General features: G+C 66.6%; 12 protein-coding genes. All 12 read right to left on the bottom strand.

The genetic code is table 11. From position 1 onward, the window contains the following. Positions 1 to 83: 83 nt before the first annotated feature. The 12 genes from AE618_RS15690 to AE618_RS15635 all read right to left on the bottom strand — a co-directional run bounded on the left by AE618_RS15690 (position 84) and on the right by AE618_RS15635 (position 14487). Complete coding sequence (locus AE618_RS15690; RefSeq protein WP_054210000.1) at positions 84 to 1130, bottom strand: ABC transporter substrate-binding protein; 1047 nt, start codon at positions 1128 to 1130, stop codon at positions 84 to 86. 40 nt (positions 1131 to 1170) lie between these two features. Further along, positions 1171 to 2244 (bottom strand): ABC transporter ATP-binding protein, encoded by a 1074-nt coding sequence (locus tag AE618_RS15685; RefSeq protein ID WP_054209999.1) that lies wholly within the window; start codon positions 2242 to 2244, stop codon positions 1171 to 1173. A gap of 4 nt (positions 2245 to 2248) precedes the next feature. Further along, entirely contained in the window at positions 2249 to 3067 is an 819-nt protein-coding gene (locus AE618_RS15680; protein ID WP_197280801.1) for an ABC transporter permease, read from the bottom strand. A 127-nt stretch (positions 3068 to 3194) separates the two neighbouring features. After that, positions 3195 to 4430, bottom strand: coding sequence for a metal-dependent hydrolase family protein (locus AE618_RS15675; RefSeq protein WP_054209997.1), 1236 nt, complete (start codon positions 4428 to 4430; stop codon positions 3195 to 3197). Positions 4431 to 4555: 125 nt separating this feature from the next. After that, positions 4556 to 5839: a glycosyltransferase family protein gene (locus tag AE618_RS15670; RefSeq protein WP_054209996.1), complete on the bottom strand. Its 1284-nt coding sequence runs from the start codon at positions 5837 to 5839 to the stop codon at positions 4556 to 4558. A gap of 126 nt (positions 5840 to 5965) precedes the next feature. Beyond that, positions 5966 to 6271, bottom strand: coding sequence for a hypothetical protein (locus tag AE618_RS15665; RefSeq protein ID WP_054209995.1), 306 nt, complete (start codon positions 6269 to 6271; stop codon positions 5966 to 5968). Between the two features lie 147 nt (positions 6272 to 6418). Beyond that, positions 6419 to 7219, bottom strand: a complete 801-nt coding sequence (locus tag AE618_RS15660) for a polysaccharide deacetylase family protein (RefSeq protein ID WP_156330300.1) — start codon at positions 7217 to 7219, stop codon at positions 6419 to 6421. Further along, positions 7216 to 8352 carry a glycosyltransferase family 4 protein gene (locus AE618_RS15655; RefSeq protein ID WP_054209993.1) on the bottom strand — a complete coding sequence of 379 codons (1137 nt, stop codon included), beginning with the start codon at positions 8350 to 8352 and terminating at the stop codon, positions 7216 to 7218. Before AE618_RS15655 ends, AE618_RS15660 begins: the two co-directional genes overlap by 4 nt. Before the next feature lie 33 nt (positions 8353 to 8385). Beyond that, a complete protein-coding gene (locus AE618_RS15650; RefSeq protein ID WP_054210101.1) occupies positions 8386 to 9558 on the bottom strand; it encodes an ABC transporter permease in 1173 nt (390 codons plus the stop codon). Between the two features lie 35 nt (positions 9559 to 9593). Then, positions 9594 to 10592, bottom strand: coding sequence for an ABC transporter permease (locus tag AE618_RS15645; RefSeq protein WP_054210100.1), 999 nt, complete (start codon positions 10590 to 10592; stop codon positions 9594 to 9596). A 41-nt stretch (positions 10593 to 10633) separates the two neighbouring features. Then, positions 10634 to 12604: an ABC transporter substrate-binding protein gene (locus AE618_RS15640; protein WP_054209992.1), complete on the bottom strand. Its 1971-nt coding sequence runs from the start codon at positions 12602 to 12604 to the stop codon at positions 10634 to 10636. Next, positions 12604 to 14487 carry an ABC transporter ATP-binding protein gene (locus tag AE618_RS15635; RefSeq protein ID WP_054209991.1) on the bottom strand — a complete coding sequence of 628 codons (1884 nt, stop codon included), beginning with the start codon at positions 14485 to 14487 and terminating at the stop codon, positions 12604 to 12606. The genes AE618_RS15640 and AE618_RS15635 overlap by 1 nt, the downstream gene beginning before the upstream one ends. Between the last annotated feature and the right edge of the window lie 26 nt (positions 14488 to 14513).

Here is a 14513-nt window from a genome sequence, read left to right as displayed (position 1 = left end):
CACGAGCCAAGGCGCCTCAATTGTCATGAGATTCTCGGATCTGCGCTTCGCTTCGCCCGAGAATGACGTGCGTACCGATTGCATCACGCCTTGAAGACCTTGTCCCACCACTCCTTCATCGCCGAGTCGTTCTTGGCGAGGAAACCGTAGTCGAGGTCGCGGAGCTGCTTCTCCTCCTCGGGAGTGAAGCCGATGCGCTTTTGCAGGTCGGGCGCGACGGTGAGGCCGGTGACGGTGCCGTTATAGCCCATGTCGACCGCGAAGGCCTCCTGCGGCGCCTTCTCGAGCATCGCGTTCATATAGGCGTAGGCGTTGTCCTTGTTGGGCGCGTTCTTCTGGATGACGAAGCCCGAGACATAGGCCGGGATGCCCTCGACGGGCGAGACCGCCTCGCAGGGAATGCCGGCGTTCTGCCACTGGACGACGCGGGCCTTCCAGATCGCGCTGATGCCGATCTCCTCGTTCTTCATCGCGGCGGCGAAAGCCTCGTTGGTCGGGTAGACGCGGGCGCCGGCCTTCTTCACGGCCATCAGGATCTCCTTGGCCTTGTCGAGGTCGTTCATGTCCTTGCCGCCGGTGGCGGCCATCGAGGCGGCGATCATGATCGACTGGTACTGGATGTCGATGAAACCGATCTTGTTGCCGTGCTTGGGATCGAGCCAGTCCTTGAAGCCGGTCGGCGCGGGGCTGATGATCTTGGGATTGTAGATCACCACATTGCCCGAATAGATGTGCCCGATGCCGTAGGGGTACTTCATCGTCGGCAGCAGGTTCTTGGCGTTCGGGATCTTCGAGTAGTCGAGCGTCTCGATGACGCCGGCCTCGTTCATCTCGTACATGTTGGCGGCCGAGAGGCCCTGGATGTCGACCGTGCCGCGCGGCAGGCGGCGCTCGGCGACCATCTTGGCGCGACGCGGGGCGTCGCCGGCCTGGTCCTGCACCACTTCCATGCCCTTGGGCTTGAGGATCGGGTCCTCGATGTTCTTGGTCAGCAGGCGGGCATAGTCGCCGCCCCAGGTGCCGACCACGACCTTGCCGGCCGCCTGAGCCAGGGCCGGGGTGCCGAGGCCGGTGGCGAGCGCGGCGGCGCCGGCGCCCTTCAGAAGATCGCGTCTGTCGAATGTGGTCATGGTGTGAACTCCCCTGTTGGACGCCCGTCGAAGCCTGTCTTCAGGCTTCGCGCGGATAAACGAGCCCGGCGTCTTCGGCCCAGCCTATGGTGATGGTCTCGCCCGGCTTCGGCTCGGCGACGCCGGCCTTGTTCGGGATCTGCAGCAGCATCCGGTCTTGCCGGGCAGAATCCTGCCCGGAGAGGCTGACGTCGATATCGAGGATCGCGCCGAGATAGGAGGCGTGCTCGACGCGGGCTTCAAAGCGGTTGTGCAACCCGTCGGCGTCCCCGCCGACCGCAATGCGCTCTGGCCGCAACGCCAGGGTGGCGGCGCCTGTCCCGGTCGCGGCGGCACAGCCGATCTCGACGCCGCCCTTCGTCCGGAAGCGGCCGGGCGCGGTGATGTCGCCGTCGAGGAAGGCACTGCGGCCGATGAAGCCGGCGACGAAGCGGTCGGCGGGCTTCTCGTAGAGCTCGCGCTGGGTGCCGATCTGGCGGACCTTGCCCTTTTCCATGACGACCAGCCGGTCAGCCATGGTCAGGGCCTCCTCCTGGTCGTGGGTGACCATGATCGTGGTCAGGCCGAGCTTGCGCTGCAGGTCGCGGATCTCGACGCGAACCTCCTGGCGCAGTTTGGCGTCGAGATTGGAAAGCGGCTCGTCGAGGAGGAGCACGTCGGGCTCCATGGCGAGCGCGCGTGCCAGTGCGACGCGCTGCTGCTGGCCGCCGGACAACTGGCGCGGATAGCGCTCGTCGAAGCCGGTGAGCTGGACGAGCCGCAGCGCCTCGGCGACGCGCGGCGCGCGGTCGGCTGGGGAAATCTTGCGCATCTCCAGGCCGAAGGCGACATTCTCGGCCACCGTCATATGCGGGAACAGCGCGTAACTCTGGAAAACCAGGCCGCAATTGCGTTTCCAGGGCGGCAGGGTGGTGACGCCACGCTCGCCGATCGTGATCGCCCCGGCGCTGGGCGCAATGAAGCCCGCGACCATGCGCAGCGTCGTGGTCTTGCCGCAGCCGGAGGGGCCGAGAAGGACGAGGAACTCGCCGTCGGCGATGTCGATGGTGACGTCGTCGACGACGGTCAGGTCGCCATAGGTCTTGCGCAGATGCTCGATCGAAAGCCTTGCCATCGCCTCAGACCACCCGGCTCAGTTTGACATAGCGGTCGGTGACGATCATCGCCACGGCGATCAGGACGATCTGGATCAGGGATGCTGCTGCCACGGTCGGATCGATCTTCCATTCGAGATATTGCAGGATGGCGATCGGCAAGGTGGTGCGGCCCGGTCCGACCAGGAACAGGCTCATCTCCAGATTGCCGAAGGAGGTGACGAAGCCGAACAGGCCGGCGGCGACGATGCCGGGCCTGATGCTCGGCAAGGTCACCCGCCGGAAGGTGGTGAAGGGGCCGGCGCCGAGATTCTGCGCGGCCTCCTCGATGGTGCGGTCGAAGCCGACGAGGCTCGCCGTGACCAGGCGCACGACCCAGGGGATGACGACGAGCGTGTGCGCCGCGACCAGGCCACCGAGCGAGCCCATGACAGGCAGGCCCGTGGCGATCTCCGTCTCGATCTGGAAGACATAGATCGCGGTGCCCAGCACAATGCCCGGCATCACCAGCGGCAGCAGCAGCAACGTGTTGAACAGGGGGCCGAGCACGATGCGGTGGCGCACCAGCGCCAGGCTCGCGGGAACGCCGACGAGCAGGCCGAGCAGCGTCGCGGCCACGCCGACCTGGAGGCTGAGAAGGAAGCCGTTGATGAAGGGCTGGTTGTTGGCGGCAGCCGCGAACCACTTCACCGAATAGCCTTCCGGCGGGAAGGAGGGGATCTCCTGTCGGAAGAAGGCGAGCCAGGTGACGAAGATCAGCGGCAGGAGGATGTAGAGCAGCGAGAGGCCGGCGGCGCCGTTGAGGGCGATACGGCCGAGGCTCGGGCGGGTCGTGGCGCTCATGCCGCGCATCCTTCGGCGACGATCCGGACCTCGCGCTGCGATGCGGCCGCGACGCGAAGCACTCCCCCTCGCGGGGAGGAGCCCTGCCTTGCCTGTCCTGTGAGCCTCGACCGCAAATTCGTGCCTTTCACTGCAGCGTGTTCTTGTGGAACATGCCGCCCTTCATGATGATCGGCAGGCGCGCGCCCTGGTCCTGCAACAGGGCCAGGTCTTCGAGCGGGTTGCCGTCGACCAGGATCATATCCGCGAATGCCCCAGCACGCAGCGTGCCAAGCTTGCCTTCCATGCGCAGGAGCTGGGCGCCGATCGTCGTCGCCGAGCGGATGATCTCGATCGGGGAGAGCACCTCGCGGCGCAGCAGAAACTCGCGGGACTGGTCGACCTGGAGCTGGCCGAGCAGGTCCGAGCCATAAGCGACGGGCACGCCGGCCCGCTTGCAGATTTCGAGCGAGCGCAGGCCGCCGTCGATGACGAGGTCGTTCTTGGCCAACATGTCGCCATCCATACCGAATTCGGAAGCGCGCTCCTTCATCGCGTAATAGGCGACGAGGTTGGCGGTCAGGAACATGCCCTTCTCGGCCATCAGCTTGGCGCTGGCCTCATCGATCAGGTTGCCGTGCTCGATGGCACGCACGCCACAATTCGCGGCGCGGGTGATCGCCTCGGGCGTATAGGCGTGGGCGCAGACATAGCGGCCGAAGGCGGCTGCCTCCTCGACGGCGGTGCGGACCTCGTCGAGGCTGAACTGAAGGGAATCGAGCGGGTCGTAAGGCGAGGCGACACCGCCCGACATCATGATCTTGATGTGGTCGGCGCCGAGCCGCATCTGCTCGCGCACGGATTTACGCACCGAGGAGACGCCGTCGGAGACGTTCATCGTGTAGGCCATGGCGTTGCAGCACTGGCAGCGCGCGCCGAAATCGGTGCGCCTGCGCGGATCGCTATGGCCGCCGGTCGGGCCGATCGCCTGGCCGGCGATGAACAGGCGTGGCGCCGCGACATGGTGCTTGTCGACGGCCTCCTTGATGCCCCAGTCGGCGCCGCCGGTGTCGCGCACGGTGGTAAAGCCGCGGTCGATCATGCCCTTCATCAAACCGATGGCGCGGGCCGTCATCAGGGTGAGCGGCATGCTCTCCATGTTGCGGATCACGACCTCGGAGAGGAAGACATGGACGTGGCTGTCGATCAGGCCCGGCATCAGCGTGCGCCCGCCGCAATCGATCACATCGGCATCGCCCGCCTTGATCGGCTTGTCGGAGAGCTCGCGGATGGTCTCGCCCTCGACCAGCAGTTCGTAGCCGGCGCGAACCTCGCCATGGTCGGGCTCGAGCAGGGCGAAATTCTTGAACAGCAGCGCGGTCATGGCAGGAACCTCCTCCGGCTTGGCGCAGAGCGGCGCACTGCGTCTCCCGGCCGCTGATATACTGGAAAGAATATCCCGGCTTGTCCATCGCTCAGTCCCGAATGGGACGATCGCGCGCCTGGCGCCTAGCTGGTAGCCGCCGCATTCTGCGCCAGCAGGCGGCCGCGGATCGGCATGGACAGATCGTCGGCGAGCGCGCGGCTGATCGCCGGCAAGCCGTCGAGGAGGCTCGGTACGAAGGCTTGCGACGGCGGCAGGCGCCGGGGCAGGGCGTGCAGCGCCGCCGCCATGACCAGCGGGTCGCGCTCGCCCTCACCATTCTCGGAGGGGTCGTGCAGGACGTCGATCAGCTTGAGCTCGTCGGCCCGCTCCGCACGGATCGCCTGTTCGAGCCTCGGCTTGACGCGCGGCACGATCAGCGCCGGCTTGTCGAAGGACAGGACCTCGCAGAAGGTGTTGTAGCCGCCCATCGCCACGACGCAGTGGGCCCGGTTCATCAGCAATTCCAGGCGGGGCTCGAAACCGAGGCTTTCCAGTTTGGGGATGCGGGCGATGCGTTCGGCAAAGTCCTTGCGGCGTTCGCGCGACATGAACGGCCCGAACACGATCAGGGCCGGCAAGGCGATGGTGGGGTCGGCCTCATAGGCGGAAATCACCCAGTCGATCACGCCGGCGCCGTCGCCGCCGCCGCCTGGGGTCACCAGGATGAAGGGTCCCTTGGTGATGCGCGGATAGCGGTTGGGCGGCATCGGGCTCGGCACCGCCCGCTTGAGATAGCCGGTGTAGCGGATCTTGTGGGCGAAGAGATGCTGGTTCGGCAGGCCGGCGAGCGGCTGGTAGATGCCCTCCAGGCCGTAGACGAAAATATCGTCATAGATCTGGTCGAGCGCCTCGAGCGCGCCGCTATGGCGCCATTCCTCATGCAGCTTGACCGGCTCGTCGAGCACGTCGCGCAGGCCGAGTACGATGCGCGCCCCGCGGCGGCGCAGGATGTCGAGCGCCGGCACGAGTTCGCCGCGCAGGCCGACCGGCTCCTTGTCGACGATGACGACGTCGGGATCGAAGGAGAGCACGACCTGCTTGATGATGTCGGTGCGCAGGCGGATCGTGTCGTTCAGGTCGAGGTTGAGATGATGCGGGCCGTAGCGGCCATCGCTCTGCTTCTCGATGCCGGGGATGCGGACATAGTCGACGCCGTCGCCGAACTGGAAGCTCGAGATCACCGACGAGCCGGAGACGATGATCACTGATATATGAGGAAAGCTGGCGACCAGAGAGTTGGCTATGGCGCGGCAGCGCCGGATATGGCCGAGCCCGAAGGTATCGTGGCTGTAGATCAGGACGCGCGGCGCATGGGGGCTGCGCGGCGCGCGCTCGGCACCCGCCAGGTCAACGACATTGAAAGGCATATCCGCGTCGCCCCCCGCAGATAGGTCACACGACCTCACGCCGAGGACGAACGCACCTGAGAATATGTGAGAGGCTTATAGCGCGTGGCGAGGGCCTAACCAAGCCCGCCGACGCCACAACGTCCACTAAGGGCAGGTGTACCCACCGGCGTCCGGCAGGCAGCGATTGCCGTTGGGCAGCACGAGGGCGCCGCGCGCATCTCGCGTCACCTGCTGGCCATTGGGAAGCGCGAAGCCGCCGGCCGCGTTCCGCGTCGAGCGCGAACCGTCGGGCAAGGTCACCTCATTGCCGACGACGGTAATGCGCTTGGCCGGCGAGGCGCGGGGCGCTTCCAAGCCGCGCGGAGCTTCCTCGATCCGCGTCAGCCGCGAGGAGGTGCAGCCTGCGAGCGTGACTGCAGTGAGGGCGATGGCAGGGATCAGCGTTTTCATAGGCGGACAACGTCGCGGCATGGTGCTGGTTCCTTCCATCGTGGGCCTGGCGGGTCAGGCTGCAAGCGGGGTGAAGCGGCGTCGATGATCTCGATCAAGCCTTCCTAAACGAAACCGTCTGCCCTGGGGAAGCTCCCACGCCGGCAGCTATGCGGCGACGTCGATCTGGAACAGCGCGCGCGGATCGGTCGGACGCACCGCTGGATGCCGGGTCGACAAGGCCAGAAAGGCATCGAGAAAACCCCAGACGGTCGCGTCATGGTCGCGGTGATGCATCAGGATGCCGAAGGCATCGTCGTCCTGGCGTGGGTCCGCGCGCCTTGCCGCAAGCAGCCGACAGGTTTCCCCGATCAGCTCGTGCGGCTGCCGCCCGGTCCGGCTCCCCCAATCCATGATGTCGAGATGGGTGTTGGCGAGCCTCGGGCCGCCTCCAGGTCCCAGGCTGTAGCCGCGAAAGCAGGACAGGCCTGAGAAGCCCAGCTCCGGCAGCAGGCTGGCATGGCCAGGGTCGATGCGGTTCCAGGGTGGGACGAAGACGGGCAGGACGGCCGCACTGAGGATGTCGCCGAGGCGGCTGCGGGCTTGCGCGATCTCGTCGCGGATGTCGTCGGCGGGGCGCAGCGGCCCGAACTCGGATTTCCTGGCGCCCTGCGGCGCGTGGTTGCGGTGCCGGCAGCCATGCTGGCAGGGCAGGAGCGCGGGCATCGTCTGCAGTGCCTTCGCCAGTGCAGGCTCCGCCAGCATCGGGATGACCGCAAGCAGGACGGGGAGTTCGAAGCGTTCGCCGAGAGCCGACAGCCGGTCGAGGGCGGGGCTGGGCGCAATCGCGTCGTCGTCGCGCAGCCAGAGCCGGATCTGCCGGCCGGCTTCGGTCCAGCGGTCGAGTTCAGCCTGGAGAGGCTGCCAGATGTCGCTGTCCGTAGCGCCGCTGATCATTGCGCCGCTCATGGCGCTTCCACCCGCGCAGGCTGGGCACGTGCCGCGCGGTTGGCGACGGCGAGAGTGAGCCCGCGCTCCAGGATCGTCGCAGCCCGCGCCGGGCTGCGCTCGGTCAGGGCGAAGCGGCGCGCGGCCATGCCCATCCTGCTGCTCAAATCCGGATCGTCGAGCAGGCGCAGCAATGCAGCGGAGAGTGCGGCCTCGTCGCCCTCGGCAGCGAGCAAGGCGGTCTCGCCGCTGCGGACGGTGGCGGAGACGCCGCCGCTGTCGAAGGCGACGATGGGCAAGCCGACCGCCTGCGCCTCGAGATAGACCAGCCCATAGGCCTCGCGGACGCCCGGCCAGATGAAGACGTCGTGCGCGGCCAGTTCGGCGAGGACGCGGTCATGGGCGATCGCGCCACGCCACTGGATGCGGCCCGGCGGGAGCGCGGCGAAAGCCTGTTGGATCTCGGCGCGCTTGCGGCCGTCGCCGATGATGGTCAGGGTCCAGGGCCGGTCGGCGACCTGTGCGAGCACGCGCGCCAAGGCGAGATAGCTGTTCTGCTTGGTGCCCTCGCGCATCATCGCCACCGTCACGAGCCGGGGTATGGCCGCATCGCCGGCCTGCATCGGTGGCTCGGACGCGAAGGCGATGAAGGGCGGCAGGTCGAGCAGGGCGGTCCGTGCCGCGCGCCAGGGCTCGAGACCCTGCCGATCTCGGTCGGTGAAATGCAGATGCAGGTCGGCGGCGGCGAGGCCGTCGCGGACGATCCGGGTATGGGCGGCCCATTCGCCGCTGGCACGGCGATCCGCGTCGCTGGCTTCGGCGACGACATAGGGAATGCCGAGCCGTTCGACGATCGCCGGCCCGAGCAGATCGGGTGCCTTGTAGTAGTTGTGGTAGGTGAACCAAAGCTCAGGCGCCGGGACGCCATCCCGCCATTGCGCCAGCATCGCCTCCACGAGCGCAGTCGCCTCGCCTTCGTGCCGGGCGAGCAGGTCGGCATCCGGGGTCGGCATGAAGGCGCGCGCGGCCGGCACCGGCTCGACGACATGGCCCAGCCCCTCCAGCACATCGACGAGCTGGCGCGCCATGCGCCGGTCGCCGGAGATGCCGCCATCGTCATAGGCGTTGAGCGGGGTGTGGAAGGCGATGCGCACCGGCGGTCGGGCCCAGGAGTTTCTGCGGCGCCCTCAGCGATAGGGATCGGCCGCGTCGCGCAGGCCGTCGCCGAGGAAATTGAAGGCCAGGATGATCAGGATCACCGGCACGACCGGATAGAGCAACCACGGATAGAGCGCCACCACATTGATGTTCTGCGCCTCGTTGAGCATCACACCCCAGCTGGTGATCGGCGGCCTCAGTCCCAGGCCGAGGAAGCTCAGCGCGGTCTCGCCGAGGATGGTCTTGGGGATGGTGATCGTCGCCGAGGCGATGAGATGGCTCATGAAGCCCGGCACCAAATGCAGGCCGATAATGCGAGCGGGCTTCGCCCCCATGAGTTGGGCCGCGACGACATAGTCCTCCTCGCGCAGCGAAAGCAGCTTCGAGCGGACCGCGCGGGCGAGCCCGGTCCAGTCCATCAGGCCGAGGATGACGGTGATGCCGAAATAGACCAGCAGCGGGCTCCAGGAGGGCGGCATGATCGAGGCCAGCGCCAGCCAGAGCGGGATATGCGGCAGGGATTGCACGATCTCGATCAGGCGCTGAACGACGAGATCGACCTTGCCGCCATAATAGCCGGCGATGCCGCCGATGACGACACCGAGCACGAAGGAGACGAAGACGCCGAGCAGGCCGATCGAGAGCGAAATCCGCCCGCCATAGAGGATGCGCGAGAGCATGTCCCGGCCGAGGCGGTCGGAGCCCAGCAGGAAGAGCGTGCCGCCCTCCGGCGCGCAGACCAGATGGAGGTTGCCGGGGATCAGCCCCCAGAACAGGTAGTCGTCGCCGCGGCAGAAGAAGCGCAGCGGTTGCGGCTTTGTCCGGTCGACATCGTATTCGCGCTTCAAATTCTCCATGTTGAGGCGCTGGACGTAAGGATAGACGAAGGGGCCGATCAGGCTGCCCTCATGGAAGAGGTGGACCTCCTGTCGGGGGGCGCGAATGAAGTCGGTGTTGCGCGTCGTGTAGTGATAGGGCGCGAGGAATTCGGCGAAAGCCGCCATGGCGTAGATCACGAGGATGACCACGCCGGAGATCACCGCGAGCTTGTGGCGGCGGAATTTCCACCACATCAGCTGCCATTGCGAAGCGAGATAGACGCGCTCCTGCTCGGGCGTCATCGTCTCGACGGCATTGGGCTCGAACGGCGCGGTCGAGGCCGTGTGCGGCAGGGGCGCGCCTTCGGGCGGCAAGGCCGATATCGATGCGGAGGCCTGGCTCACTTGCGAGATATGGCTCACTTGGTCGCCGCTCCCTGCAAGCGGATGCGCGGATCGAGGATCGCCAGCGCGATGTCCGAGATCAGCACGCCGATTACGGTCAGGAAGGAGAGGAACATCAGGAAGGAGCCGGCGAGATACATGTCCTGGCTCTGCAAGGCGCGAATCAGGAGCGGCCCGGTCGTTTGCAGCGAGAGCACGATCGCCACGATCTCGGCGCCCGAGACGATCGAGGGCAGGATGTCGCCGATGTCGGAGACGAAGAAGTTCAAAGACATCCGCAGCGGGTATTTGCGCAGCGCCTTGCCGGGGGGCAGGCCCTTGGCGCGGGCGGTGACGTAGTACTGCTTCTGGAGTTCGTCGAGCAGGTTGGCGCGCACCGAGCGGATCATGCCCGCGGTGCCGCCTGCGCCAATGATGATGACGGGAATCCAAAGGTGCTCCAGCACGGAGGCCGCCTTCGCCCAGCTCATCGGCTGGTTGAGGTATTGCGGATCGACCAGCCCGCCGATCGAGGTGCCGAACCAGACATTGGCCATGTACATGAAGACCAGCGCCAGCAGGAAATGCGGCACGGCGAGCCCGATCAGGCCGATGAAGGTCAGGCCGTAATCGCCCCAGCTGTACTGGTGCGTCGCCGAATAGATGCCGATCGGGAAGGCGACGATCCAGGTGAAGATGATCGTCACGAAGGAGACGATCATGGTCAGCATCAGGCGGTCGCCGACGATCTCGCGCACCGGGCGCTGATATTCGAAGGAGTAGCCCATATCGCCCTGGAGCAGCCCCGCGACCCACCAGAAATAGCGCTCGGTGACAGGGCGGTCGAAGCCGTATTCCTTCTTCAGGAACTCGATGCGGGAAAGGTCTGCCTTCTCGCCTTGCGCCTGCATCTCGGCCGACAGCGTCTCGAAATAGTCGCCCTCGGGCAGGTTGATCACGTTAAAGATCAGCGCGCTGGTGATCAGCAGCGTCGGGATCATCACCAGGATGCGCTTGAGGATGTATTTCAGCAGCACGGATCAGCTCTCTGCCATAGGTCAGCTCTTGACCATCGTTAGCTCTTGGCCTTGTCGAGGCTGGCGGTCTTCTGCGTGTCGAACCAGAAGGTGTCGGGCATGTATCGGCCGAAGAAGGCGCCGGGCTCGAAGCTGTAGAGCCCTTTCTGCGGCACATTGCGCAGATTGCGCGAGACGACCACGGGCTGAAGCGTGCCGTTGACCACGCCGATGGCGAAAAGCTGCTCCGCATTGATCTGGAGCATGCGCTGCCAGATCTCCCGGCGCTGCTGATGCGTCGCGCTGGCGCGCCAGGCGTTGTAGAGCGCGACGAGCTCGCGCACCTCCGGCCCATCGGGCGCCTCGCCCTCGCGGCCGCCGCTCTCGAGGAACTGGCCCCAGCGCGGCCAGTTGAACTGGGATGAACTGGTCGGTGCCAGCGCATCGGGCTCCATGTCGGCAGTGACCAGCCCGTTATCCATGCCCGCCCAGGCCGACATGATGGTCTGGCCGGCGACGATGCGGCGGCGGAAGACGTCGCGCTGGGTCGAGCGCGGATAGATCTTGATGCCGACGGCGTAGAGATCCTGCTTGATCAGGTCGAGGATGTCGGTCTCTTCCGTGCTTTCGCCCGCGGTCTCGATGGTGAATTCGAGCCTGCGCCCGTCGGGCAGCAGACGCACGCCGTCGGCAGCACGCTTGGTTAGGCCGACCTCGTCGAGAAGCTTCTCTGCGAGCGCAGGATCGTGCTCCATCCACATCTTGGCGTAGTCCGCATTGTAGAGCGGACTTTCCGGCAAGGCGGTGTTGCCGCTTTCCTTGGCGAGGCCGAAGAAGATGACCTTGTTGATGTCGTTGCGGTTGATCGCGACCGAGAGCGCGCGGCGGTAGCGGACGTCGCGATTGAGGTCCCGCCAGACCGGGTCGATCGCGTTCATATTCGGCATCAGGGCAAAATACGAACCCTCCGCCCGCTTCCAGAGCCGGACGTCGAAGTTCATCCGCTTCGAGGCATCCTTGAGGAAGGTGTAGTTGTCGAAGCGCAGATAGCGCGCCTGCAGATCGGCGTCGCCGGCGGCTGCCTTGGCCGGCACGAGCGAGGAGGTGCCGACCGTCAACGTGACCTCGTCGACATAGGGCAGCTGCCGGCCGTTCTGGTCGATGCGGTGGAAATAGGGATTGCGCTGGAAGGTGAACTGCTCGGCCGGCAGCGGCGTGGTGTTACGCCAGGGGTCGAGCGTCGGCAGGTCAGGGTTCTCGGGACGATACATGCGCGAGAGACGCTCATGCAGCGCGCCCCAGTCGCGCACGCGGGCCTGCTTGACGCGGGCATTCAGGATCGCCGCATCGGCATGGTCGATGTGGAACTGCTTCAGGTAGCCTGCGGGCATGCAGATATAGGTTGCTTGCGCGCCTGCGAGCGAGGGCAGGAAAATCGGGTTCGGCTTGGTCCAGCTGTAACGGACCTCGGTCGGGCTCAGCACCTCGAAGACCGGCGGTTCGCCGTCGGCCAGCAGCGCCTGGGGCAGGCCGCCCGGCGAGAGGCGCTTGTTGTTGGCGACGTGCTTCCACCAGTAGCGGAAGTCCTCCGCGGTGAAGGGCGAGCCGTCCGACCAGCGATGCCCCGGCCGCAGCCGCAGCGTGAAGATGCGGCCGCCCTCGACCTCGTAACTTTCAAGCACGTCGGGGGCGATGTCGAGATTCTCGTCGTAACCGACGAGCCGCGTATAGCCGTAGAGCGTCATCATGCGGATGTCGCGCTGATCGCCCATCAGCATGCGCATCGTGCCGCCATGGCGCCCGGGCTCGCGATCTTCGCCCGAGACGTCGACGATACGCGGCGCGGAGGGCACCCGCTGCGCGATCGGCGGAAGCGTGCCGGCCGTGACACGTGCTGCGAAGAAGGGGCTGTCGATCAGCTCATCCGGCTTTCCGGTCGCAGCCCGCGCCAGCCGGGGCAGTCCTGCTGCAGCCATGGCGGCAGAGCCGAGCAGCAGAGCGCCACGGCGCGTGGGACGGTCGGGCTTCATCAGGCCATCTCTCGGATGTCGGCGCCGGGGCGGGCAAGGACGTAATGCCCCTCGCCCAGCGCCAGATGGGTCAACGCTTCGCCGTCGGGATCGCGCCGGAAGGCTGGTGCCCAATGGCTGGCGTCGGAGGCGCCGCCCGGCGCAGCGAGCTTGAAGTCGAGCTTGCGGTCGAGATCGGCGAAGGGCACGGATTTGAGCAGGGCCCGGGTGTAGGGGTGCATCGGCCGGCTGAACAGCGCGCGGCGCGGCGCGATCTCGACGATGCGGCCATTGGCCATCACCGCGATCCGGTCGGCCATGTAGTTCACCACGGCGAGATTGTGCGAGATGAACAGGAAGGTCAGGCCGCGCTCGGCTTGCAGGTCCTTGAGCAGGTTGAGGATCTGCGCCTGCACGGAGACGTCGAGCGCCGAGACCGGCTCGTCGCAGATGATCAAATCGGGGTCGAGTGCGAGCGCCCGGGCGATGCCGATGCGCTGGCGCTGGCCGCCGGAGAAGGAATGCGGGTAGCGGTTGAGGAAGCGGACATCGAGCCCGACATCCTCCATCAGGGCCTTCACCCGCGCCGTCTGCTCGCTGCCATGGCCCTTGTCATGGATCGCCAGCGGCTCGCGCAGGATGCTCATCACGGTCATGCGCGGCGAGAGCGACGAGACCGGGTCCTGGAAGATCATCTGGACGCGCGGGCGGAAGGCGCGCAGATCCTCGCCCTCGAGGCCGAGCACGTCGATCTGGGCCTGGCCGTCGTCGAAGCGGATCGTGCCGGCATCGGGGGTGACGGCGCGCATGATGATCTTGCTGACGGTGGTCTTGCCGCAGCCGCTTTCGCCGACGAGGCCGAGGCATTCGCCGCGCCTGATGTCGAAGCCGACATCGTCGACCGCGAGCACAGTATGCTGAGTGCCCTTGCCGAAAAAGCTGCGCGAGCCGGTGGTGTAGGCCTTGCGCAGGCCGCGTACGCTGAGCAGCGGGGCGGCCTCGACGGCGTGCTGAAGCGTCTCGACGGAGCGCGGCGCTGCCGGCGGGCGTGGCCTCGCCTCACGCAGCGCCACCAGGCGCTCGCCCTCTTCCATGTCGAAATGCGGCGAGGCCTTGAGCAGCGCCTTGAGATAGGGGTGGCGCGGGCGGCGGAAGATGTCCTCGACCGGGCCGCTCTCCATGATCTCGCCGTGGTAGATCACCACGACCTCATCGGCCATGTTGGCGACGACGCCGAGATCATGGGTGATCAGCAGGATCGCCATGCCCATCTCGGCCTGGAGATCGCGCATCAGGTCGAGCACCTGGGCCTGGATGGTGACGTCGAGCGCCGTCGTCGGTTCGTCGGCGATCAGCAGGGCCGGCTTGCAGATCAGCGCCATGGCGAGCATGGCGCGCTGGCGCAGCCCGCCGGACAGCTCGAAGGAATAGAGGCCGAAGGCGCGAGCCGGGTCCTTGAAGCCGACGCGCTTGAGCATCGTCTCGATCAGCGCGCGCGCTTCCGGCTTGGGCGTCGGCCGGTGCAGTTGCAGCGCTTCCTCGATCTGGTTGCCGATGGTGTGGACCGGCGAGAGCGAGGACATCGGCTCCTGGAAGATCATGCCGATGCGGCCGCCGCGGAGCGAGCGGATTTCCTTGCCTTCGGCCGGCAGGCTGGCGATGTCGATGGGATTGTCCGGCGCCAACGGGTCGCGGAACAGGATCTCCCCGCCGGTGATGGCGCCGGCGCGCGGCAGCAGCCCCATGATCGCCTGCGAGATCACGGATTTGCCGGATCCGGACTCGCCGACGAGTGCGACCGTCTTGCCGGCGGGAACGCGCAGGCTCACGCCCTTCACGACATCGCGAGCGAGCCCGTGAATGGTGAAGCCGAGATGCAGGTCGATGATTCGCAGGATGTCCATGAACCGCTGTCGCCGGATGGCCTCGT

The sequence above is a fragment of the Allobosea vaviloviae genome (assembly GCF_001298265.1).
Taxonomy (GTDB): Bacteria; Pseudomonadota; Alphaproteobacteria; order Rhizobiales; family Beijerinckiaceae; genus Allobosea; species Allobosea vaviloviae_B.
Note: the sequence above shows the minus strand (reverse complement) of the source record. Positions and strands in the feature narration are given on the sequence as shown.